This window comes from bacterium, assembly GCA_016708025.1.
Lineage (GTDB): Bacteria > Zixibacteria > MSB-5A5 > GN15 > FEB-12 > FEB-12.
The window spans coordinates 82,630-106,120 of the sequence record JADJGQ010000002.1 but is presented as its reverse complement, the minus strand read 5'-3'; the positions used below and the strand labels follow the sequence as shown (position 1 = coordinate 106,120).

General features: G+C 54.7%; 22 protein-coding genes and 1 tRNA gene. 7 read left to right on the top strand and 16 right to left on the bottom strand.

Annotation, left to right across the window (positions count from 1 at the left end):
• Positions 1–43 precede the first annotated feature (43 nt).
• The 4 genes from IPH75_06825 to IPH75_06810 all read right to left on the bottom strand — a co-directional run bounded on the left by IPH75_06825 (position 44) and on the right by IPH75_06810 (position 2,438).
• Positions 44–808 (bottom strand): methyltransferase domain-containing protein, encoded by a 765-nt coding sequence (locus IPH75_06825; GenBank protein MBK7141774.1) that lies wholly within the window; start codon positions 806–808, stop codon positions 44–46.
• A gap of 4 nt (positions 809–812) precedes the next feature.
• Entirely contained in the window at positions 813–1,199 is a 387-nt protein-coding gene (locus IPH75_06820; GenBank protein ID MBK7141773.1) for a glyoxalase, read from the bottom strand.
• Between the two features lie 17 nt (positions 1,200–1,216).
• Positions 1,217–1,606, bottom strand: coding sequence for an acyl-CoA thioesterase (locus IPH75_06815; protein MBK7141772.1), 390 nt, complete (start codon positions 1,604–1,606; stop codon positions 1,217–1,219).
• Positions 1,607–1,676: 70 nt separating this feature from the next.
• Positions 1,677–2,438, bottom strand: coding sequence for a DUF4919 domain-containing protein (locus tag IPH75_06810; GenBank protein MBK7141771.1), 762 nt, complete (start codon positions 2,436–2,438; stop codon positions 1,677–1,679).
• A gap of 159 nt (positions 2,439–2,597) precedes the next feature.
• Here IPH75_06810 and IPH75_06805 point away from each other — a divergent pair, with 159 nt between their 5' ends.
• A complete protein-coding gene (locus IPH75_06805) occupies positions 2,598–4,976 on the top strand; it encodes an SBBP repeat-containing protein (protein MBK7141770.1) in 2,379 nt (792 codons plus the stop codon).
• Between the two features lie 48 nt (positions 4,977–5,024).
• Here IPH75_06805 and IPH75_06800 read toward each other — a convergent pair whose 3' ends face one another.
• From IPH75_06800 to IPH75_06775, 6 genes are read right to left on the bottom strand one after another with little or no spacing between them, the layout of a single operon-like run.
• On the bottom strand, positions 5,025–5,579 hold the full coding sequence (locus IPH75_06800) for a 2'-5' RNA ligase family protein (GenBank protein MBK7141769.1): 555 nt from the start codon (positions 5,577–5,579) through the stop codon (positions 5,025–5,027).
• 23 nt (positions 5,580–5,602) lie between these two features.
• A complete protein-coding gene (locus IPH75_06795; GenBank protein ID MBK7141768.1) occupies positions 5,603–7,048 on the bottom strand; it encodes an OmpA family protein in 1,446 nt (481 codons plus the stop codon).
• A gap of 48 nt (positions 7,049–7,096) precedes the next feature.
• The gene (locus tag IPH75_06790) at positions 7,097–8,356 is read right to left on the bottom strand and encodes a SpoIID/LytB domain-containing protein (GenBank protein MBK7141767.1); all 1,260 of its coding nucleotides are present in this window, start codon (positions 8,354–8,356) and stop codon (positions 7,097–7,099) included.
• Between the two features lie 33 nt (positions 8,357–8,389).
• Entirely contained in the window at positions 8,390–9,577 is a 1,188-nt protein-coding gene (locus IPH75_06785) for an anhydro-N-acetylmuramic acid kinase (protein MBK7141766.1), read from the bottom strand.
• The gene (locus IPH75_06780) at positions 9,577–10,614 is read right to left on the bottom strand and encodes a glycoside hydrolase family 3 protein (protein MBK7141765.1); all 1,038 of its coding nucleotides are present in this window, start codon (positions 10,612–10,614) and stop codon (positions 9,577–9,579) included. Before IPH75_06780 ends, IPH75_06785 begins: the two co-directional genes overlap by 1 nt.
• A gap of 10 nt (positions 10,615–10,624) precedes the next feature.
• On the bottom strand, positions 10,625–12,181 hold the full coding sequence (locus IPH75_06775; GenBank protein MBK7141764.1) for a diguanylate cyclase: 1,557 nt from the start codon (positions 12,179–12,181) through the stop codon (positions 10,625–10,627).
• A gap of 169 nt (positions 12,182–12,350) precedes the next feature.
• Between IPH75_06775 and IPH75_06770 the strand changes: the two genes are divergently transcribed.
• Entirely contained in the window at positions 12,351–14,054 is a 1,704-nt protein-coding gene (locus IPH75_06770) for a carbon starvation protein A (protein MBK7141763.1), read from the top strand.
• Here the strand turns inward: IPH75_06770 and IPH75_06765 are convergent.
• On the bottom strand, positions 14,051–14,620 hold the full coding sequence (locus tag IPH75_06765; protein MBK7141762.1) for a DUF3592 domain-containing protein: 570 nt from the start codon (positions 14,618–14,620) through the stop codon (positions 14,051–14,053). The two genes, IPH75_06770 and IPH75_06765, sit on opposite strands and share 4 nt — an antisense overlap.
• 135 nt (positions 14,621–14,755) lie before the next feature.
• Here IPH75_06765 and IPH75_06760 point away from each other — a divergent pair, with 135 nt between their 5' ends.
• Positions 14,756–16,093 (top strand): hypothetical protein, encoded by a 1,338-nt coding sequence (locus IPH75_06760; protein MBK7141761.1) that lies wholly within the window; start codon positions 14,756–14,758, stop codon positions 16,091–16,093.
• On the opposite strand, the gene IPH75_06755 is transcribed toward IPH75_06760, so the two are convergent.
• Positions 16,094–16,675 carry a peroxiredoxin gene (locus IPH75_06755; protein MBK7141760.1) on the bottom strand — a complete coding sequence of 194 codons (582 nt, stop codon included), beginning with the start codon at positions 16,673–16,675 and terminating at the stop codon, positions 16,094–16,096.
• A 105-nt stretch (positions 16,676–16,780) separates the two neighbouring features.
• On the opposite strand from IPH75_06755, the gene IPH75_06750 reads away from it, so the two are divergent.
• On the top strand, positions 16,781–17,365 hold the full coding sequence (locus IPH75_06750; GenBank protein ID MBK7141759.1) for a DUF1211 domain-containing protein: 585 nt from the start codon (positions 16,781–16,783) through the stop codon (positions 17,363–17,365).
• A gap of 86 nt (positions 17,366–17,451) precedes the next feature.
• Here IPH75_06750 and IPH75_06745 read toward each other — a convergent pair whose 3' ends face one another.
• The 4 genes from IPH75_06745 to IPH75_06730 all read right to left on the bottom strand — a co-directional run bounded on the left by IPH75_06745 (position 17,452) and on the right by IPH75_06730 (position 20,719).
• Complete coding sequence (locus IPH75_06745; protein MBK7141758.1) at positions 17,452–19,461, bottom strand: hypothetical protein; 2,010 nt, start codon at positions 19,459–19,461, stop codon at positions 17,452–17,454.
• A gap of 88 nt (positions 19,462–19,549) precedes the next feature.
• The gene (locus IPH75_06740) at positions 19,550–19,984 is read right to left on the bottom strand and encodes a chromate resistance protein (GenBank protein ID MBK7141757.1); all 435 of its coding nucleotides are present in this window, start codon (positions 19,982–19,984) and stop codon (positions 19,550–19,552) included.
• A 31-nt stretch (positions 19,985–20,015) separates the two neighbouring features.
• A tRNA-Glu gene (locus IPH75_06735) sits at positions 20,016–20,088 on the bottom strand.
• A 199-nt stretch (positions 20,089–20,287) separates the two neighbouring features.
• On the bottom strand, positions 20,288–20,719 hold the full coding sequence (locus tag IPH75_06730; protein MBK7141756.1) for a PaaI family thioesterase: 432 nt from the start codon (positions 20,717–20,719) through the stop codon (positions 20,288–20,290).
• A gap of 58 nt (positions 20,720–20,777) precedes the next feature.
• On the opposite strand from IPH75_06730, the gene IPH75_06725 reads away from it, so the two are divergent.
• The 3 genes from IPH75_06725 to IPH75_06715 are packed head-to-tail and all read left to right on the top strand — an operon-like array spanning position 20,778 to position 23,442.
• The gene (locus tag IPH75_06725) at positions 20,778–21,128 is read left to right on the top strand and encodes a hypothetical protein (protein MBK7141755.1); all 351 of its coding nucleotides are present in this window, start codon (positions 20,778–20,780) and stop codon (positions 21,126–21,128) included.
• Positions 21,125–22,108: a HAMP domain-containing histidine kinase gene (locus IPH75_06720; GenBank protein ID MBK7141754.1), complete on the top strand. Its 984-nt coding sequence runs from the start codon at positions 21,125–21,127 to the stop codon at positions 22,106–22,108. Before IPH75_06725 ends, IPH75_06720 begins: the two co-directional genes overlap by 4 nt.
• 5 nt (positions 22,109–22,113) lie before the next feature.
• Positions 22,114–23,442, top strand: coding sequence for a sigma-54-dependent Fis family transcriptional regulator (locus IPH75_06715; protein MBK7141753.1), 1,329 nt, complete (start codon positions 22,114–22,116; stop codon positions 23,440–23,442).
• The last annotated feature ends 49 nt before the right edge of the window (positions 23,443–23,491 follow it).

Genomic DNA, 23,491 nt, shown 5'->3' with positions numbered 1-23,491 from the left:
TTGCAGCGCGGAAAATTCGAATAATGAGATTGAGACAGCAGAATCAGCGTTTCGGCTTTTTTCCACTCAGCCAGATCATGCGGCTCTCCAGCGTCACCGGCTCTTCATGAAACCCACCGTATGCTTTGATATCAACATACCCGATCCGCTCGAAGATCGCGATCAATTCATGCAGGGAATACATTCGGATGCTCATATCCAGTTTGGATCGTTTCTGCTTCGTATAAATGGTCAACTGCGAGCGATTGTGCGACGTAGCAAAATCAAAATTGCGGCGCTCGAAATATCGAACCCCGGCCGATTTTTCCCAGCCGCTTGCCGAGAAATTGCGGATAATCCAGTCACGGTTGATGATGTGGAGGAGAAATCTCCCGCCCGGTTTCAGCGCGCGATAGATCCTTTTCAGTACTTCATAATCTTCCTTGTCGGTCTTAAAATAGCCGAGCGAGGTCCAGAGATTTCCGGCCGCATCAAACTGATTTCTGAACGTGATCTTCCGCATATCGCGATTCTGCAATTCGATCGGAAGATCGCGCAACAGTGCCTTTGTCTCCAGTTCATCCAGATACGATGTTGTGATATCGATTCCGGTCACCTTAATGCCGCGTTCAGCCAGCGGGAGAGAGATCCGTCCGATCCCACACGGGCAGTCGAGAAATGTCTGCCCCTTCTTGAGTCGTAAATAGCGAACGAGCGCTTCAACCTCGGCTCGCGTCGTGCGGGGAGAAATGTTGTCGAAGAATGTTCGAAAGATCGGAAAGAGCTCTTCGAACCATTCCTTCGTTGCTTTGGATTTTGCTGCTTTCATGAGATCAACCTCCTGGTACTTCTGCGATCGCGAGGACATGATTATCCGGATCGAGAAAGTATGCGACGGCGTGTCCCCAATCACGCGCATGGAGCGGTGAGAGCTGTCGTGCGCCGTTAATGAGCGCACGGTCTATATATGGTTGCGCCGATGCGACCATCAGATAAAGTTCGGCGCGCGGGACGCCGGACGCGCTGGCCGGATCCGGGAGTAATTCGCCAAGCAGGCGCTTGATACCGGCAGCCGGCATCAGTCCGAGTAAGGCAGAATCTCCGAGCGGAAACTCCGTCATGCCGGGGACATCGAGCGATGGCTCCATCTGAAGGACGGCATGGTAAAACTCGCGGGCACGTGCCTGATCGCTGACATAAAGAACAAAAAGCGGACGCATATAAGCCAGTCTCCCGGTCAGTCCTTTATCGGCGCGGGTTTGCCGTTGCGATCGACAGCCACCATGACAAAGTCCCCCTTAGTCGCCAATTCGCGAATTCCGGAGAGCGGATTCTCCGAGTAGAGCTCAACCTCGACCGTCACTGAGGTCCTCCCGACCCGTCCGATCTTGGCGATCAGTTCCACCAGATTCCCCTGCGGGACCGGTTTCTTGAAAACGATCTTGTCCGAGGCGATCGTCACCATCTCCTTCCGTGTAAAGCGGGTGGAGCAGACCCAGGCGGCACGGTCCATCCACTGGAGGGCGATCCCTCCGAATAGAGTGCCGTAGTGATTGACCAGCGAAGGAAAGACCACTTCAACAATGCGGGTGGCGGAATCTGTATGATCTGGTTGGGGATTATTCATGCCGCAATATCGACTGCTCAAGAAACTGAGTCAAGCGGCAGGAATTAATGCGAGAAGCAGCGACCGAAGGCTACTTCTTCTGACCGCGTGTACGGGCGGCCTTGACCGAATCAGGCAACTGCTCCAGATGGATATACGGAAGGGTCAGGTCAAACCAAAGATCAACCGTTTTCTTTGACTCGTTATGTACTGCTTTCACTTTGTCGAATACCCGCCCCGCCTCTTCGACTGTCTCTACCTCGCGCTTGGTGTAACCGAGGTAGGCAAGGAGAGGACGCTCTTCGAGATCTGAGATCAGCTTGTACGCGGTCTCGGGGGATTTACCGTCGCCGGAACTGCGAATCGACTCAAGAAGTTTTCGGGAGGTCCATCCCTGCAATTGCCCTAGCGTAGAATCTCCCAACTGCAAGTTGGCCGTGGAGGCCAGCGACTGTGCCTCGATATCACACAGCTCGCGCTGGAGTATCCTGGTGGCATATTGCCGCACGGCGTTCCAATTCTTAGCCGTATACGCGAGGTGCATCGAGTCGCGGAACTCACAAACCTGATTCCCCTGAGAGAGACAGAACGGATCATACTTTCTGGTCTGGGTGAACCAGAAGCGCATCCGGGAGTAATCGACCGTGGTGTCACCATCAAGCGACCGCATCAACAGCGCGGTATAGCGGACAAAGCCGATATCGCGAAGCATGTCCGGAGATATCCGCTTCTGTTTGGCGACCAGGAGCGAATCCATGGCAAACGGGCGGTCACCGGCGGTCGGTTGGATAACGGTTTTTTCCGAGGGTCCGGCCATCGCCGCAAGCAGTACTAAAACAGGGAGCAGTGACATATGGGGATTATACAATGGAGAGGTGCTAAATGAAAGAGGCTCTTATCCATATGGGGATCGGCCTGAAGCGAATTAGCCGGACTGAACTCAGGCTTGCACATTCTGACATTCATTGTATATTACTACCAATTAGAGAGTTATCCCTGTCGGGGTGGAGTTGTGTCGAAGTTATTGTTCTTTCTGGTGCTGCTATTACCTGCAGTTTCATTAGCTGAACCATCGGTCAGTTATCGTTCGATCGTCAAGCCCGAGACATTCATCCAAAATTGCGGCCAATGGCCTGATTCAATCCTCTTCCAGACCAAAGTCAACGGGGCGGTTGTCTGGTTTGGTCGGTCAGGGCTTTACTACCAACTGTTCAAGCGCAATGAGGCTGAGGCGGATTCCTCGGATCAGCATTTAACTCGACTGGTGCATGAAGAGCTTGTAGGTGCCAATCGGAATGCAGAAGTGGTCGGCGAGAATGAATCGAACTACTATTGCAACTACTTCCTCGGCAATGATTCGACCAAATGGACAACCGATGTCCCGACCTTTTCGTCTATCAGATACTATGATATCTATCCGGGTATCGACCTCCGCTACTACTTCCGAAATGGGCATTTGGAGTACGACTTTCTACTGTCGCCAAGTGCCGACCCGCTGGCAATTCAGATCAACTATCAAGGAATTGATTCTCTCATTACCGGCGCCGCCGGCGAATTGGTAGTAGCGACCGATTGGGGGAAGATCACACAACAGCCACCAACTGTCTATGAAGCGACCACGGGTCGACCAGTTATGTGTGAATATCAAATTGAGGCAAATTCGTTCGGTTTCTCTTTGCCTCCCCGACGAAGTGATTTGGCGATTGTCATTGATCCGGTGTTGATGTTTTCAAGCTACCTTGGGGGCAATCAGAACGAGTTTGCATGGGATGTCTCCGTAGATAAACAGAAGAACATTTACGTGGTTGGCTACACTCGGTCTGTTGACTTTCCGGGTCAGGTGTACTTAGACACCACATATGACTGGGACATTTTCGTCACGAAACTAGAACCCATGGGACGGAGCATACTCTGGACCGCCGTGTTTCGTGGAACCGAGATTGATATAGCGACCTCATGCAAAGTTGATCAGTCAGGGAATATTGTAGTTGTGGGTACAACAACCTCAACCGACTTCCCAATGTACCGGCCCTTGCCCGGACGACGGGAGGGAATTACGGACGGTATTGTTTTCAAACTCACGAAGAACGGGAATCAACTACTGTTTAGCACATTGATTGGTGGATTAGAAAAGGACTCAATTACCAGTGTCGCTCTAGACAAATCTGGCAATATTTACTGGTGCGGGAATACGTGGTCAACAGATTATCCCACCAAGAGTGCGTTCAGATCAGCGCCAACGGAAGTTCCGTGGGGATTCGTCTCCAAAATGTCTCCGGAAGGCGACTCGCTCATTTTCAGCACGTACCTTGGATTCTCCGATGATTATTTCTCGATTGCTGTTGACAACTCGAATCATGCTGTCGTCGCAGGACGGACATGGGACAAGTATTTTCCGCTAGTCAATCCGATTGACGTTACGAGAGGAGATGTGGGGACTTTTATTACGAAGTTCACTCCAAACGGAGATTCACTAGTATTTAGCACTTTTCTGAGCGCATCGCAGGGAAACGCCTTTAGAGGAGTGGCAATAGATTCAGAAGATCGTATTTACGTGACCGGTACGTCTCACGCTGTTTACTATGATGAGCAGCCTTATCCGCTGGCGAATCCATTGGCTGGCCTGGCTTGGTTGGAGGATGGGGTAGTCTCGCTTTTGGATCCGACAGGTCAGGACCTGATATTTTCCACGTATTGGGGCGGCTGGGAATCATCACATGACGAATTCCGAGACATTGCCGTTGATTCATCAGGCTATTTCACCGTAGTTGGTTATTTCGATTCTCCTGAGTACAGGTTCATTAACGCTATCGACTCAACGATCTACTGGGCGTCGGGAGAAGTCTCGATCGTCAAGTTCGCACCAAATGGCTCAGACATAGTTTATTCCACCTTATTGGGCGGTAGGCGTGGTGAGGGGTGTTGGGCTCTCGACGTAGATAATAGTGGTAATGTCTATGTTGTCGGTGCAACTGCCTCAGATGACTGGCCCTTATTAGACCCGGTGGACAGTATCTTTGCTGGCACCGTTGACCGACCTGCAGATTGTCTGGTAGCCATTATCAGCGATAGTCCAACCGATGTGTCGGAAGATACAGAGGGTGGTTTGCCACTTCGCTTCACGCTTCATCAGAATTATCCAAATCCTTTCAACGGCGAAACGATCATCCAATTCGACTTGCCACGGGCGGCAGTCGTCGATTTGAGCATCTTCAATATTCTTGGCGAAAAAGTTCGGACAGTCGTGACTCAACCCTATCCCGCAGGTTCTCACCAAGTGTTCTGGAGTGGCAACGACAACCACGGTAATCCTGTCGCTTCGGGTGTATATTTCTACCGAATTACCACTGAGAGTGGCAATCTATCAAAGAAGTTGCTTCTGCTGAAATGATTCGAGGAAGAAACTGGTCTTTTGTTTCCGCAGGGACTGAGCGCCTGCCTAAACCCCCGTCAGTTGAAACGAACGGACTGAGACCCACTGCTTATTGGCGGTCGGCGCGATCAGGTCGATAGAATCCGCCTCAAAACTTTCTTCTCCCAGATAGGGGACGATCTTCTCCTTCACCAGCACCACGCGATGGTCGGAGATCTCTTTTGCCACAGTCACATGGGGGATATAGTTTTTGTGCGGGAGCGCGAGATCCAAGCGTGCATAGAGTGTTTTGTAGATCTCGTCGATCGGCGCACAACGTTTTACTTCCCAATAAATGAGCGGGAAACCGGGATAAAAATCTCCGATCGATGACAGCTCTATCTTGATCGGCGGGATCGACTCGACTGTCCGGCGGATTGTCCTGGTGATCTCATCAAATGGTTGCGAACACTGGAAGGGGAAAACGAGGGATATATGCGACTCGACGAGCGAGTAGTCGGGGTCGTACTTTTCGCGGATCGGTTCGATCATCCGGCAAAGATGATCGGGCAGAAAAATGACCACCGCAAAGTTGTTTCCCCCGGTCGCATTCAGGTCGCCTGCAGAATAGCCAAACGGCATATCGTTTATATCCCTCTCAGCGCTTACTTGTGAAAAATGATCTCGATCCGACGGTTTTTCGCGCGCCCTTCCGCCGTCTGATTGGATGCCACAAAGTTGCTCTCACCCCGTCCGACCGTACTGATCCGGTCACCGAGCACACCATACACTACCAGGTAATCCCTGATCCGGTTGGCCCGTTTTTCGGAGAGTTTCTGGTTGGCCCCGTCCACCCCAATATCGTCAGTGTAGCCAACTATCTCCAGTCGGATGTCCGGCACCAGCGCCAGCGCGCGGGCCAATGCTTCGATCTTCGACTTGGTCCGGCTATCGATCTCAAACCCACCCGGTTCATAGTCAGGGTGAAGAATCATCGGTTTGCTGAAGATCGAAAGATCCATACAGCCATATTTGTCGACAGGGATCCCGATCAGAGTGGTCGGGCAATCATCCAGCCCATCCGGCACACCATCTTTGTCGGCATCGAGCGGGCAACCGGCCACGTCAACCTGTGCACCGACCGGATTGGTCGGGCAGTTATCTTTGTAGTCGGGGATACCGTCAAAATCCGAATCAACCGGGCAACCAAAGATATCGATCTTTCCACGGGCGGCTGGTTCGGTTGCAGGACAATCATCCAGACCATCGGCCACGCCGTCACCATCGCTGTCTCGCGGACATCCGGAGCGATCTACTTCGACTCCGCGGGGCGTACCAAGGCATTTGTCCTGATCTTCGGAGATGCCATCACCATCGCTGTCCACCGATGCGAGCTTTCCGGGGCGGGATGGTCCATCCGGCTGTTGCCAGGAAGAATCTGAGGCCCAGTCTTCTTTCGGTCGACCGCCGCCAAAGTGGAGATTGAATGTCAACATGCCGGAGAGAAGCCATCGATCGCGCGCATCATTGACCGGTGCGGCAAACTCCGCACCTGCTCCAGTCAGGTAGTCGGCTGTGCCGGTGAACTGGAACGAGACGGTTTTGGAGGGAAACAGCATTAACTTTAGGCCGGCGGTGGCAAACAGTTCGGACGCGGAGTACTCTATCTCCTGCCCGCGATTCCCTTCCACGCGCAGGGTGGTGTCGTTGAATTCATCCACCACTTTCCAGTCGAGCAGTCCGCCACCAAATCCTATCGCAAAATTGAAGCGGGACCAGGCGGGTCTGAAGGTGTGGCTGACCAGAGCGCCGACGCGGATCCCTTTCAGTTCGCCGCGAAGTCCTCCCATCGGCAGGAGAGTATCGGCCGGACTCGAAATGACATCTTCTTCTTTGGAGTTGATAAGGGAGCCGTTCAGTTCGACCAACCAGCGGTCATTGATCCGGTGTCCCACTACCGCGCCGTAGGCCATACCCATTTTGAATGAGAAGTCCTTGCCACCGGCAGGCTGGGTCAAACCGGCACCGCCGCCAAACCAATAGCGGTAATCATCGGCGTATGCCGAAGTGGCGATGAAGAGAATCACGATTATGGTGAGAAACCGGCGCATAGCTACAATCTCAGGCAGTCTGCCTGCCGATGCAATTAAAACTGTAACCTAATAAAGCTTTTTGACTTCGACACCGGTATAGTAGTGCTTGAGGATGTTGTCAAAGGTCCAGCCGACCCGCGACTTGCCGATCGCTCCGCACTGGCACATGCCGACGCCATGCCCATAGCCGCCGCCGACAAAGGCGATCCTGGCGATTTTGTCCTGACTATCCCGGATCAGTTCGACATCAAAGCGGTCCGACTGCAGGATCAGGTCCGGGTTGGAGTTGCGACCGATCGCCCAGCGAATGCGATCCTTGAAAAAGCGGTGATTGTCGGTCTCCGTCCGGATTAACAGCTTGGCGACCCGCCCGCCAGCGGTCCGCTCTTCCACTTTCAGATCGGTGATCGGCGCCAGCTTGATCTGGCGGCCACGGTCACCGGAGAGATACTGCTCGAGCCGTCCCCGTAACTGCGGTTCGGTGAACTCCTCACGCCAAGTATAGTATTTCGACCATGAGCAGGATGCAGAGTCCGGCACCGGTTTGAGATACGGAGCGGCCGGCTTCTCCCAAACATGCGAGATATCATCGGTCATCCCGCCGCACGTTGAGTGGTAGTAAGCGTTAATGAACGCATCCTCGAACATGATGATATCGCCGGTGGTCTGGTCGATCGCGCTATTGACCAATTGATTCTCAACATTCATTCCTTCGTACAACTGGTCGACCACGGTTGGCTTCATGTCGTACGGCTCCTGGCCATATTGCTGTAGATGTTTGATGGCATAGGTTCTGGCGGCCACTGCCTGTGCTTTGATCGCCTCGATCTCAGTTTCGTTCCGGTCGCCGATCTCCGGCGGTACCACGCCGCGCAGGTAATCTTCCATATACAGCACATTGACGATTCGGACATTGCTTCCGTATGGAACCGCTTTGAGGATGCCGCGATAGGTTTTCTTGTTGAAGCGCACATGCGAACTAGTGCCGCGCGGAATGAAATTGACTTCATCGAGATCTTCCTGGATCAGATCGCCGCGATTGTTTTCCACGCGAAGGCGCGGGCCAACCATCTTGACCGTCACATCCTGACCGGAATAAAAGACCGCCTGGCTTCCTCCCTGGAGGCATTCGATGGCAAAGGCGCCATCGGATTCGATCAATACCGAGGGTTCATTTTCGACCAGCAGGACACGGACAAACGGGACGCGGATGATCGGGGTCACCGATTCATCCTTCACTCCGGGGATCCCGGCACAACTCCAGAAAACGATGATCAGGATCAGGCCGAAAGTGGCGCGTACGCTATATCCAAGAACTCTGTTCACAATAGTCCTGCTTTGTTTAGTGCTCGTACTCTTTTACACCGGTGGCTGGGCGATAGTACCCAGGATCGGGAGTCGCGACTGACGATCCGCGCCGAAACGAGTCGGCAGCGGTTGCGACCAAAGGCAGGCCGCTCCCATCACGGCGTAGCTGGCTGCCTCGGTCATTGCGGGATCCATGCCGATCGCTTCAACCGAAGCGACCTCAAGACCGTCCAATCCCGCGGATATCCGCTCACGCAGAAAGCTGTTGAATGCGCCTCCCCCGGTCAAATATAAACTCCGGATAGTCCGGTCACGCTGAATCAGCGGTGCAACCTTGCGGCAGATGCCGTAAGCAGTTAGCTCGATTGCCGTGGCCACCAGATCGTCGGGTGACAACCGAAGCCGTTTCCCATCCGCTATCATCCTGGCGGCAAGCTCCGCCCCAAACTGCTCGCGTCCAGTCGAGATGGTTGCATCGTCAAAAAAGCGGAGGCGGGTCAGGTGCGACAGCAGTCGTTGCGAGATCTCCCCTTTGCGGGCATGCCTGCCGTTGCGGTCAAAACGTTCATGAAAAAGCCGCTCACACAGCAGATCCGAAAGCACATTCCCCGGTCCGCAATCAGCCGCCTTTATCGCGGTGACCTTTCCACCGGCCGGTATGTAGAAGAAGTTCGCCATGCCGCCGACATTGACCACCAGTCGTGACTTCTTGGGATGCTGGAACAACCGGACCACGGCCGCAACCGTGATTGGCGCCCCTTCGTTGCCGAGTGCGACATCGGCCTGACGAAAATCGCCAACCGTCACTTTTCCGGTCGCCGCGGCAATTGCGGCAATCGATCCAAGCTGCAATGTGCCATGTGTCGAGATTCCAGCCAGCTTCTGCTTTTTGGGGAGGTGACGAACAGTCTGTCCGTGAGAAGCGATCGCGTCAATCTGAATATGGCGCGAGCGCAAATGCTTCAGGCAGTTAGCGGCAGCCGTGCCGTAGAACTTCCCCAGCATCGAGTCTACTCTGATAACTTCATCGAGCGATGTCGCCCGGCTGTCGGCCATAGACAGAATGATATCTCTGATCCTGCTCGGGTATTTTTTTGAATCGGCATGTATCAGGGTGATAGTTTTCGTGGGGGACTTCGGCACACGCACCACAGCCAGATCCAGACCATCGGCGGAGGTCCCGGAGTTGAGTCCGAGAATCGTCAGGCTGTGCGTATTGCGCAAGGAGTCTGGTCGCATCAGCTTATGGCGGAACGCCCCAGCTTGAACTTGAGGCCGGAAACGCGCGCCAGCGAGGTGCGGATCCGTTCGGCGCTGATTTCGCCGCGCTTGCATGCATCAACAAAATAGTCGAATGCCTGCATCGCTACTTCCGACTGCTGTCCAAACAGCAGGATATCATGTCCGGCATTAAAGGCGGCGACTGCCCGCTCACCCGGATCACCGATCTCAACCGCGCCACCCATGCAGAGGTCGTCGGTAATGACGGGACCATCAAACTCCAACGATCCCCGGATCAGTTCCTGAATGATACGCGGCGAACAGGTGACCATCTTGTCATCCAGTTTGGGGAGCCGAAGGTGCGTGGTCATGATCATATCGGCGCCCGCTTCCAGGCCGACCAGGAATGGTACCCGCTCACGCTGTTGCCAAAGAACCAGTTCGTAATCGGCGATCGAAGTTTTCAGGTGTGGGTCATTTTTGGCAGCGCCAAATCCGGGGAAATGTTTGAGACAGGAGATCAAACCATGCGCTTTGCTGGTCGCCACCGATTGAGCGACAAAGCGCGCTACGAGTTCCGGCTGACTGCCGAAAGCGCGGTCCTTGATACAGCTATTTTCCGGATCGATCGCGATATCCGCCACTGGAGCGAGATTCATATTGATCCCCAGCTCTTGCATGTACACGGCGGCGCGGGAGTATTCCTCCGCAAAATGCTCCAGATTGCCATCCTTACCGTACGACGCGGCCGATCGATACTCTACCGGAGCGCCTTTCAGGCGACAGACCCGTCCCCCCTCCTGGTCGATCGCAATAAAGGGAGATTCGGTTCGATAGGCCGAGCGGATAGTCTCGATATTCTGGCGCGCAACCTGATGTGTGGCGCAGTTGTCGGCAAACAGGATCACCCCGCCGATCTGTTCCTCGGCGATGAAATGGAGAAATGACTTGGACGGCACCTCGCCGGGGTAGCCAATGATGAATAGCTGTCCGAGTTGCTGGTACATCGCTTTTGTCCGTCTGATCTTACCGGTCGTGTTCACTTCCGCTTGCATTATCCTGACCTCACAGTGTGCAGACCGAGTTTTTACCAGAGCCCTTCGCACGATAGAGCGCCTGGTCGGCGATTGAGACCAGCTCTTCCTGTGAGCGGCCATTTTCCGGGAACGAACTCACGCCTACCGAAACCGTGATCTTCACCTTGCCGGGCGTGCCGGTGTCAATGATCGTCCGTTCCACCTGCTCGCGGATCCGCTCGCCGATCAGCGAGGCTTCGGCGGCGGCCGTCTGCGGCAGGATGACGACAAACTCTTCGCCGCCGTAGCGGGCGAAGATGTCAACGTCGCGAATACATCGTTTGATGATGCGCGACAGTTCTTTCAACACGAGATTCCCGATCTCATGGCCGTAGGTGTCATTTAACTTCTTGAACCAGTCAATATCAACCATAATCAACGACACCGGCAGGTCATAACGCTGGGCACGTTTCTTTTCTTCCTGGAGCTTCTGTATGAAGTATCGATAGTTGTACGTTTCAGTCAGTTCATCGATGATCGTCAGCTCTTCCGTCCGTTTGTGCAGTTCCGAGTTTTCGAGCGCCAATGCGGTCGACCGGGCCAGGATCGAGAGGAACTGCTCTTCGCGATCCGTGAGTAGTTTATGCTCCGACACTTCCGCAAGCAGCAACCCGTTGGTCTGGCCGTGGGTGGTCAACGGGACGATCATCACCGCACGGGTCATCTGGCTGAGTGGCGTGTAGTCTTTCCGTTCCCGGACATCCTTGATCCTGATAGGCTCGTGAACATCAGCCACGCGACGGATCAGGTCATCATCAGCCACCTCCATCGCTTTCATGTTGAAGCTCTGCTGGCCATCCGTCGAACGTGCCCGGTAATAGAATTGGCCCCGCCGATCTCGGAAAACCACGGCGCAGGTGGAGAACCGCAGGGTGTTAGTCATGATCCGCATCACCTCTTTGACCACTCCATCAGTATCGAGGATGGCCGCGAGGATACGGGTGTTTTCGTAGATCATCTCCAGTTGCGCCTGGGATCGTTCTAATTCAGCGGTGCGCATATTCAACGTGTCGAACAGCTTCATCAGCCGTCCTTCGGAGCGGCGCAGGAACTCGGCGACATAGGAGATCCCGAGAAAGAGCGCCCAGAGCATGCCGACCCGGAGGGTGAGATCATTGAGGTCATGGAATGAATTGCGCGGCCAGACGATCGCCAGATAGGTGACCGTGGCTACCAGCGTGGCGGCGATCGAAACCCAGAATGTCAGCAGGTAAGCCGCAACCGAAATCGTCAGGTAATACAGCAGGTAGAACGACGAATCATATCCGCCGGTCATCTGGATATAGAGCGGGATAAAAAAGAGATCGAACAGGATGCAGGAGAGGTGCGCCAGTTTGAGGTCGAATTTCCCTCTGACTGCGGCGGCGAAAATACCCAGATGAATCAGGTAAACGAGCGGTAAGCCGACTGCGACCCAGTCCGGTGTCTCCCCGCGCATAAACACCAAACACCAGACCAGTCCAGCCAGCGTGACCACACGGGTCGCCAGATAGAATATGTCCAGTCGGGGAAGGAGGGTCTTATTCCGGTCTAGAAATAGCTTCATTCGCCTGTATCCTGCGCTACCGTAACAATATCGGCGCGAACCGGGGCTGGTTTACGCGACTTGGTGAAATAGCATCACAAGAGTAGTATCGGCAAAACCTCGCTTGCCTCAATCCACTGTGCTGTTTATTGTTAGGCAAAAGGACCGTGGCCCGTTACGCGGAGTTGATATGTCCCTCGCGCTCCTTGCGATTGCCTTTCTGGCGCTTCTGATGGTCGCCTACCGCCTTTACGGCGGATGGGTCGCCCGGCAGGTCTGTCTGGATGACCGGCGAGTCACCCCGGCTCACAAGCGCAACGACGGAGTCGATTATGTCCCGACCCGCATGGTCTATCTCTTCCCACAGCACTTTTCGGCGATTGCCGCCGCGGGGCCAATTGCCGGCCCGATTCTCGCCTGCCAGTCGTTCGGCTGGCTCCCCTGTTTGCTCTGGATCGGACTCGGAGTTGTTCTGATCGGCGCGGTGCATGACTTCTCGTCGCTGGCCGCATCAGTCCGTCACGGGGGAACCTCGATCGCTGATATCACACGCAATCTGATGGGGCCGCGCGCCGGTATCGCAATCATGATCTTCATCTGGATCACCCTGATCTATGTCACAGTCGCTTTCACCGCCATGACCTCGGCAAGTTTTGTCACTGCTCCGGATGAACTGCAGGGAGTCGCAGTTGATTTCAACCCCGGAGGCGCGGTCGCCTCGGCCAGCATTATGTATCTGCTGCTTTCGATGGTGATGGGGCTGGTTCAGAGATTTTTGAAGCCGCCACTCTGGTTGCTGACCATGATTTTTGTCCCGGCAACATTGGGTGTGGTCTGGCTGGGAACCTCGCTTTCAACCCTCCTGACATTCGACCTTCAAACCTGGGGGCTGTTGATTCTCGCCTATTGCGCGGTTGCCTCGGTTGTCCCGGTCTGGGCGCTCCTTCAGCCGCGTGGCTATCTGGGCGGGTTTATTCTTTTCCTGGCGCTGGGACTTGGAGTGATCGGGATATTCTTCGGCGGCTATGAGATCAAGCAGTCTGCATTCAGGTCATTTGATATCGGCGGCGCCACCGGCACGCTCTTCCCGTTTCTTTTCGTCACGATCGCGTGCGGCGCCTGCTCCGGTTTCCATGGTCTGGTCTGTTCCGGTACCACCTGCAAGCAGATCGACAAAGAGTCGCATATCAAACCGGTTGGCTATGGCGCCATGCTGGCAGAAGGATTTGTTGCTTTCATTTCGCTCGTCACGATCATGATCGTTGCATCCGGCGATATCACCGGGCTCAGCCCCGCTACGATCTACGGCAATGGCATAGGGAAATTCCTCACCCTGATCATCGGCGAAGAGAATCTGCCGTTCGCTATTACCTTTGGCGCAATGGCCTTTTCGACGTTTGTCTTTGATACGCTTGATGTCTGCACCCGGCTGGGACGATACATCATTCAGGAGATCTTCCACTGGCCGGGGAAACTGGGTGCGATAAGTGCCACCCTTATCACCGTAGCAGTCCCCGTCTATTTTGTGGCCAGTTCGCTTGATGCCGGCTGGCGCGGCTTCTGGACGCTTTTCGGCGCCTCAAATCAATTGCTCGCCGCCCTGACCCTGCTGGCGATTTCTATCTGGCTGTACAAGGCGCGTCGACGGATCGCCTTCACCTTGCTCCCAATGCTTTTTGTGCTGACCATCACCCTCTGGGCGCTGGGAAAACTGACCTGGAACAATTTCAGTTCGGAGCAGATAACCTCGGTCATGATCATCAACGGTATTGCCTCGCTTTCGCTGATCCTGCTGGCCGTTTATCTGGTGGTGAAAGGGATATTAGAGGCAAAGCGGGGAAAACGGGACGAGTCTGGATTTCTTGAGCCGGAAATGACGCGGTCGGCCAATTAGCGGGTCGCTCGGCTACGCCGCCGCTGGGCGATAAACAACGCCAGTAGAAAAAGCCCAGCCCCAAAGAGGAATCCGCCGAATCCGGTCTTCCCATAGACCGACCAGGGGGGAGTGATCTTCAGTCGCGAATCCGCCGGGTTTGACGGGTCGTAGTGTATCAACACCTGCTTGCCGACCGGATACTCCGAGGCCACCCCTTCGGCGGCGTCGCGCTTCGAGTTTCGTCCGCCAAATCCGGGTGGGTCAAGACTGGTGCTGTCGCGATAAACAATCGTATCGACTTGATACTCGTAGAGGATCTCCGGACGGTACGCTCGCTCACCGACTACTCGTGAATCGACAATCACTCCAGGCACCGATGTCCAACCGCGCAGATGTACGTATTGTTCGAGACGATCAATCTGTGCGACAACCAGCCAGATTCCGGTGAGTGTCACTATTGCAGCGACCAGACTGAGCCATCCGGGAATGCGGAAAGGAGGGTTGCGCCAGATGAGCCCAAAGAGCAGACCGGCGATGCCAAATGACATCAGCATGACAATCCCGATGACGAGCGGTTGGTCCATGGTCCCTCTTGATATACGTTTGGTGGCGTAACAATATATCCCGTGGCATGTTCCGGACAACCTTTTAGTTTGCGTTTTTCCGAACGGTGTGGCAACTTGTGTTGGCTCCAGTCGTAGAGAACACTAGCGGAGCATATGAAAAACCTGAAGACACATAATCGCCATACCACGGTCCTCTGGCTGCTCAGCGCGGCCATTTTCGCGCTAGTGCTCTGCGCCGATCTATCGGTCGCCTCCACCTTCAAAAAGACCAACAGCTACATGGTCACCAATCTCGAGACGATCGATGATGACCTGTATGTCTGGTCAAATCGCTTCCAACTGCAGGGACTGATCAATGGCGATCTCGCCTGCTTTGCTTATATCGCTTCGCAACAGGGTGAGGTCACCCAGTCCGCGAATTATTTCGGCCGCAAGATCGATCACTCCGGAAAGGTCGGCGGGACTCTCCGCATTTTCGCCGAAGAGATCGAAGTGAGCGGGTATGTCGGACGGTCTGCCTTGTTGTTCGGCAGCGAGGTCAGTGTTGCCCAGGGAGCGGTGATCGAACGGGACCTCAATATCTTTGGCGCAAATGTCATGATCGATGGCGCCATCAAAGGGAACCTGAAAGCGGAAGCCCGGCGTATCGAGATCTCCGGCGTGATCGCCGGCGATGTTACCCTGAATGCCGACGAGATCACTATCGTCCCCCCCGCAGTTATCATCGGCAAACTGACATACACTTCCAAAAACGAAGCCGTGATCGATTCCGCCAAAGGCGTGACTATCTCCGGCGGCACCAGTTGGCTCTTACCGTCCGAAGATGAAGAGAAAAAGGAAGAAGACGAAGACCGCTATACTTCGCTGGTCTTGCGGATCTCGTCGATCTTTGCCGCATTCCTTTTCGGCATTATCGTCGTGCGGCTGTTCCGTCCGTACGCCGAAGAATCCTTCTCGCAACTTCATAATCGCTTTTCAGTCGCCGTTGCGGCCGGTCTACTTGGGATCGTGATGTTGCTGCTCTGCGTGATCGTCTTGATCTTCGCCCTCGCCACCATGATCGCCGGAATGGTGGTGATCAATACCGATGCCGCACCGTTTGGCGCGTTGATCCTGATCTTCTCTCTCCTGATGGTCCCGATCACCAGTTTCCTGTCGATCACCGGGGCGATCATCTTCTACTCCGGCAAGATCGTCGCCGCTCTCGTGATCGGCTACCTGATCATCGGGCGCGTAAAACAGGGCTCGCAGCCGCTCAGCAAATCGGCGCTGTTCCTTGGCTTGATCCTTGTCTATGCGATGTTTGCGTTGCCGTATGTCGGGCTGGTGATTTATATCCTGGTCAGCGTGATCGGCGCCGGCGCAATCATCCTGGGTATCAAACATTGCCGTCGACCACTCAATCTCGATGGTACCGACCGACCGCTGCCCAACGACCCTCCTCCGGTCACTCCTCCGCCGCTTGTGCCGCCATCCAGTGGCATTGCCTGATTAAGTCCGCTGTTTCGTCTGGTTGGCGCGAAGCCATTCCAACACATGCTCTGCGCTTTGGTCCGGCGGAAAGACCGGATAGAAGACTTTCCGAATTACCGACTCTTCAATCACCAGCGAGATCCGTTTGATGACCGTCAACCCATCGATCGTCACGGTTGGCAAATTGAGTGCATGAGCGAATTTCAATTCGGCATCACTCAACACGAGAAATGGCAGATGCAGCCGCGACACCATCTCCTGCTGATAACTGCTCTCCTGACTGCTTAATCCAAACAGCCTCACCCCAAGCGCAAGAAACAGCTCGTAGCTGTCACGGTAGCGGCAGGCTTGCGGTGTGCAGCCTCGGAGTCCGGCGATCTGGTCCCATCCGGGAGGCGAATCAACATCCGGCAGGCCGGTACGTGGGTAGATGAAGACGACACTGCGCCCACTCAGTTTTGTCAGATCGACCAATGTACCATCGGTTGCCGGCAGAGGGATCGAGGGGAGCGGCATCCCGGCCAGATGGTCACACGCGCCATCATCGACCGGCACCGGCAGGTTTTCCGGAAGCGAGTAGAGATCATCCGAACGAGCCATAGCAGTGCACTCCAAAGGTTAATCGTGGGCCCGGTCACTCCAATTTAAAGGATTGATTTTCCCGCCGTCCAGCTTTTCATTGTCCCTGCAACAAATGAGGAACCGATGACCGCTGGAAGACTCGAAGCATTCTCCGATGGCGTGCTCGCCATCATCATCACCATCATGGTGCTGGAACTGAAAGTCCCGCACGGCGACTCGCTCGCCGCACTCCGTCCGATCCTGCCGACCTTTTTGACCTATATCCTCAGTTTCACTTACATCGGGATCTACTGGAACAACCACCACCATCTCTTGAAAGCGACCAAGCGGGTGACGGCCCGCGTGATGTGGAGCAATCTGCATCTGCTGTTTTGGTTGTCGCTGGTGCCGTTTGCCACCGGATGGCTCGGCGAAAACCATGGCGCGGTCTGGCCAACAATTTTCTACGGCGTCATTCTGCTCTTTGCGGCGATCGCCTACACGATTCTGCAATGGTCGATCGTTTGCCAGCACGGGAAAGATTCGAAACTGGCGGAATCATTCGGGACTGATCTGAAAGGGAAGATCTCGATCGGATGTTATCTGGCGGCGATTGCCGCGGCCCCGTTTGAGCAGTGGGTTTCCGATGCGCTCTTTGTCTCGGTGGCGATACTCTGGTTCATCCCGGACAAAAGACTGAAGAAGGTGGTGGAGGAGATAGAGGGGTAGGGAGATATCCTTGGTGCAGTGCAGGCTTGTCGCCCTGAGCGAAGTCGAAGGGTGACGACTGCAAACTTACGACCAAGTCTTGCTCATCATTTCTCCGGCCAGTACTGCCCGTAGTATTCCAGAATATTCGCGTAGTCCGACCTTTCCATTCCCAGCAACTCGTACTGTTTGAAGTGAAATCGCGACTGTTCCACATCACCTTGATTCAGACAGATGACCATCTGTATAAGATGAGCGCCCGGTATGTCTCCCTCGTGTATCAGTTGCTCTGCTGTCTTCTCCGCTGAGCCGTAATCCCCCTTGCGTATGTACGCCAAAGCTATCCCTTCGCCTGCGGCAAACAGCGACTTGTCTTGTTTCCATGCCTTTTCAAGTTCAGCGAGGGCCTCATCGTATCTGCCTGCATCGAGCAGGATCAGCCCATAGTCTGATCTGAGCCTCGCATCATATGGACGTAGAACGATTGCATTCCCGTAATGTTCAGACGAACGCTCCAGGTTTCTAAGCTTACCATAAGCCTCAGCGGCTACCTGATGAAACTCAGCGCGCAACGGATCGATAGCCAACAGCGAGTCTGCCAAACGAGCTGCGGATTGGTAATTGCCATTGGAGATTGCACCCCGCGCTTGCCACAACTGCAAATCCTCGGGAAACGCATTGAAGAAAGCTTGATGAGCCGCCTTCTGTTTCACAGAATCACCACCACGCTCATAGTAGTCAGTAAGTATCGCCCAGCCGCTCCGGCTCTTCTTTCCGTAATACTCCAGTAGTGCGGTGAATCGACGCTCACCGGCCGAGGGGATGGCCAGAACGGCTGCGAACAGTATCAACGCAGTCGCGGCCGTAAGTCCGATTAGTATGGCTTTCTTTGGCCAGTCTTCAACGGCCCCGAAGTCCCTGGTAAGTAGGACTAACATCACCAGTGGCAGAAGCGTAATAGACATCAGATCCCAATCAATCGCGATGCCAAAGGTCGGATCAATCAGTAGCAGAAACAGCGACATACCTATCGCCGTCATCAAGAGAAACTGCATGGTGGCCCTTTCGGACATGTCTATCACTTTCCGACGGGGAAACGCCAAGAGCGCCAGAATTCCAGGGAATACCAATACCACCAAATTGACTATATCAAGAATGTGCTGAGAAGAGAAGACTGCATAGTCCGGAGAGCCTGACCGCCCGGAGAGGAAGGGAAGGAATACCAGCGCGAACTGTAACCGCTGCTGGAGCACTGCAGACACAATAACTGCACCAACCGCGATAACAGCCAGATAGATTTGCCGGCGTCGCTCGAAATGATCACTCCACTTTACTCCAAAAATACTGTACCCGAGCAAAAATAGTTGACCAAATATCAGAGCCAGCAATTGTAAATGAAGGAATAAGGCAATTACATAAACGAGGAGGGACCATAGTATAGACAGTTTGAATCTCAGTGTCCTGATGGAGAGATGAAGTACTGTACTTGCTGCTGCCCACGTCAATGGATAGAATTCGACATAACCAAAGAAGAGTACTACAGCGCCAGTCGAAAGCAACGTGATTCCCGTCATCCATTGGATGCTCTTTGTGGCGCTGATTGCCCTTGCCATCAGAACGCTATTGGCGATGAATATGATGCCGCAAAGGAAAGAGAGTATACGAAAAGTGAGAAGTGCGGAGTCATAATCCTGGGCACCCAAGATAGACTGCACCGCTCTAACGATTAGTATGCTTCCCGGTTCCGTCCATTTCAGCGGAGGAGCAGCGTTGTCCGAAAAGTGCGCTAGAAGCTGATACCCATCGCCCATAAAGAAAGTGCGCGCTGGAAAAAGGTACGCCATGCCACCAAAAAGCAGAACAATTGAGAGTATCCCCCACCAGTTTCCCCGCAGAATTCCTTTCGAGGAATTCAAATCCTTAGTTAGACGATCTGTTGGGAGAAAAAGTATTACGCAAGCGGCAAAAAACACGGAAATGGCGAAATAGCTCCATTCATTCGGCAGATAGCTTAAGTGATTTATCGACCAGAATCTGGCTGGGAGAAACCGTCCAAATACAAGCAGCGCCAGCATGAGGATCGGTACAAACCGAAGAATGGAGTTTCGTGGGTTCATTACTGCAAAGCTACCCTGATACAACCGTTTGTCAATCGCTTGAGGTAGCGGGAGAGATGTTGTTCAATAGCCTTTCCCCCGCCAACCCTCACCCCTTTTTCGCCACCTCCAACCGACACCAGGCATACATCGCATCATATACTTCAAACTGCCGCGCGATGTTCTCGTTGTCATCGGGAAACCGCACACTATACCCGACCGCGATAGCCTCAAAACCCGCGGCCAGCGGATCAGCTTCAAGTCGATCTGTATCCGCCGCATTGATGATCTTGGCCATGCGCAGCAGCGCCTTGTCGGTTAGTTCGTAATCCTTGATAATGACATCGAACGTGCAAAGGTCGTCGCGATGGTGCAGTTTAGCGCCCGGCGCGTCAAACGGAATAGCACCCTCGGACTCGGCCCGCTCAAGTACTTTGCTTTTGGGGACGAACAGGAACTCTGCTTCAGAGTCGATAAATCGGGTGATGAGCCAGGGACAGGCGACGCGGTCGACATGAACATGTGAGCGGGTGATCCATTTCATCGGCAGCCTCCTGTGACAGAGCAGAAATCTTTGACCCCAACGGGAGTCGAACCCGTGTTACCGCCGTGAAAGGGCAGTGTCCTAGGCCACTAGACGATGGGGTCATCGAACGAAGCTTTTGGAGACCCGTAGTATATAGGTTTTGACCTCCCTGTCAAGCCAACTTCCCACCCCGCCATGAGGATAGTTTGGCTCCCTTGCGCCCTCAATATTTCGCACAATTTCCCCTCATCCGGCACTTCGTGCCACCTTCTCCCCAGGGGAGAAGGGAATCTGAACCGAGTCTCTCGGCCCTCTCCCCCGCTACCGTATCGCCATAGTAATCAAGACGTTCGCAAATTCGCGCTCCACCCCACCCTGCATCCCGTATACTCTCCCCCCGGTAAAACTGAGCCTCTCCCCCGGCTTGATTACCCACCCCTCGGCAAAGATCGGGTCGGCATCGGCCGGTCTGAGCAACTGCACCGAGAAGTTGACCGAGAGGATCTCCTGACCGGGGGACATCAGGCTGTACGCCGCCAGCCCGGCCATCTGATCGACCAATCCAATCACCGCGCCGGCATGCAACGCGCCATGTTGCTGCATCAGATCAAGACGTCGCGGCATTCGCCCGAGCACTCGCCCCGGCTCAATCCGGTCGAGCTCGATCCCCAGGAATGTCGAAAACGGCATCCGGCTGTTCAGGTCACGGACCGCCGCCTCGAAATCGGGCCGCCGCGGTTCAAACTGCCCCATAGACGCTCCTGTCTGTTGTTAGATTGACTCTGTAAGGCTGCTGCATCATAATAGCAGAATGCAGCTTGGTTCGAAACGATTTCTCGCGCTGGCAATTTTCACCACCCTGTTGATCATCCTGGTCAATTTCGCCTGGTGGTCATACTATCAACGAACCGAGAAGCTACTGGAGCGGCAGTTGAGCCGTCGGCTCCAGTCGATCGCCCAATCCTTCTCGCACACGCTTTCACCCAGCCTGGTCGACAGCCTGCCGTATGCCTCGGTCGAGCAATACACCCGTTTGTTGAGCCTGCTCCAGGAGATCCGGACAGTGGACTCGCTGGCGGAGGTCTTCATTCTGGATGACGACTTCACCTTTTGGCGACCAGTTCTCCCGAGAATGACACCAGTTATTTTCTGGCCGACTTGAACGGCCCGTATATCGACTCCCTCTTTTATGCAATGACTCCACGGGCGATCGTGACACCAACCTATCAGACCGGGAGCCTCTATCTTAAGACGGCTTTCGCCCCGCTTTTGGGAGAGGATTCATCGGTCATGGCTGTTGTGGGAGTCGAAGCCAATGTCGACTATTTTGAGGACCTCGCTTCGCTTCGCCAAAATCTGTTGTATGCGACCGCGGTCTCCACGGTGGGTGGGCTGATCCTCGGGCTCCTCTTCCTGGCACTTCAACAGCGACTCAACCGCGCCGAGCAGCAGCTTTTCCTCGGCGAGACCCATGCCTATCTTGGACGGATGGTGGCGGTCGTGTCGCACGAACTGAAAAACCCGCTGATGATCATCCGTGGCTCCGCCGAACGTCTCCGCAAAAAGACCGGCGCCGAGGAAGCGACATACATTCTCGAAGAGACCGACCGGCTGAATAATATCGTTTCCGGTTATCTTGCGTTTGCCAAGGCGGATGGTCCGCTTTTGGTCGGAGAGAGTACCGAGTCATTCGATCTGGCGGAACTTCTCAACTCGGCCGCAAAACATCTTGGAGAACGATTCGCCGACCAGCAGATTACCTGGACAGAGCCGCTCCCCGCGACTGAGCTAGCAGTCACCGGTTATCGACGGTCGCTCCGGCAGGTGATTCTCAATCTGATGGTGAATGGCGTGGAGGGATGTCTCGCCGCCGGAAAGCCGGTTGCCATGGCGATGGCTCTGACCGGAACCGCGAGAAACACGGTTGAGATCAAGATCACCAATTTTGGGGTTGAGCTTTCGGATAAGGAAATCCAAAAAATATTCACGCCGTTCCATACGACCAAACAGACCGGCTCAGGGTTGGGATTGTATATCAGTCGTAAATTGATCGAGGAGATGGGAGGGAAACTGACCCTCACCAGCTCCATCGGCTCCGGCGCGGTGACCGCGCTCATTGAACTACCCAAACAGGCAAAGTAGTAGCTATGGCTCGAATACTTGTTGTCGATGACGAACCGAAAATGACCTCACTGGTCTGCGGCGAACTGGAGGATGCGGGGCATACCGTCACGACCTCCACCAAGCCATCCGAGGCAGTCTCGCTGCTGGAACGTCACTCGTTCGATATTGTCATTACCGACCTTTCCATGCCGGAGATCTCCGGGATGGTGATCCTCGAGAAAGCGCTGGAAAAGCAGGGGACAGAGGTGGTGATGATGACCGCGTTCGGAACGGTCGAAAGCGCGGTTGCGGCGATGAAAAAGGGAGCCTCCGATTACCTGCTCAAGCCGTTTTCTCTGGATGAACTGACCCTGATAGTGGGAAAACTGGTCGACAAACAGCGGCTGACCTCGCTTAACCGTCATTACCAGGACGAGGAACGGACCGCGATGGCCGACAGCCTGATCGGCTCCTCCCCTGCCACCGAGAAGATCCGGAAGCTGATCTCGCAGGTCGCCCCAACCGAAACCACCGTTCTGTTGACCGGACGGTCCGGTACCGGCAAAGAGCTCGCGGCCCGGATGATTCATGACCTCTCCCCCCGCCAGGCGAAACCATTTATAGCGGTCAATTGCGCCGCTATCACCGAGACCCTTTTGGAGTCTGAGCTGTTCGGCCACGAAAAGGGAGCATTCACCGGCGCGGTCGCCCGGAAACGGGGACGGTTTGAACTGGCCGAGGGAGGGACTATCTTCCTCGATGAGATCGGGGAGATGTCGGCGCAGATGCAGTCGAAACTGCTTCGGGTGATCGAAGAGCGCCAATTGGTCAGGGTCGGCGGAGTTGATACGGTGCCGGTCGATGTCCGGATCGTGGCGGCAACCAACCGGATCCTGAAAGATGATATCCGCTCCGGAGCGTTCCGGGAGGACCTCTATTTCCGGCTGGCGGTTTTCCCGATCCTGATGCCGTCGCTGGCCGAGCGGGGAGATGACGTGCTCCAGCTCGCCACCTATTTCCTGGAGCGCCAGCGCTACCGGTTTTCGCAGCTTGATGCTCCCGTGGCAGACATGCTCCGGCGATATGACTGGCCGGGGAATATCCGGGAGCTCCGCAATGTTCTGGAGCGTGCCACCATCCTCGCCGGCGGCGAGCCGCTCACGGTGGAGGATTTTGCGCTGGAGACCGAGGATGCTCCGTTGACGCCGCACCACTCCCCCAGCCCTGGCTCCGGACTCGAGGATACCGAACGCACCATGATCCAAAATGCGCTGCAAGCGGCCGGCGGCAACAAAACGGAGGCCGCCAAACTGCTCAAGATCACCCGTCGACGGCTCTATAGCCGGATGAAAGCCCATGATATTCCATGGTAACCAAATGGTTCAGGAGTGGGCGGTTCGGGACAGCGGTTGTACCGTCAGG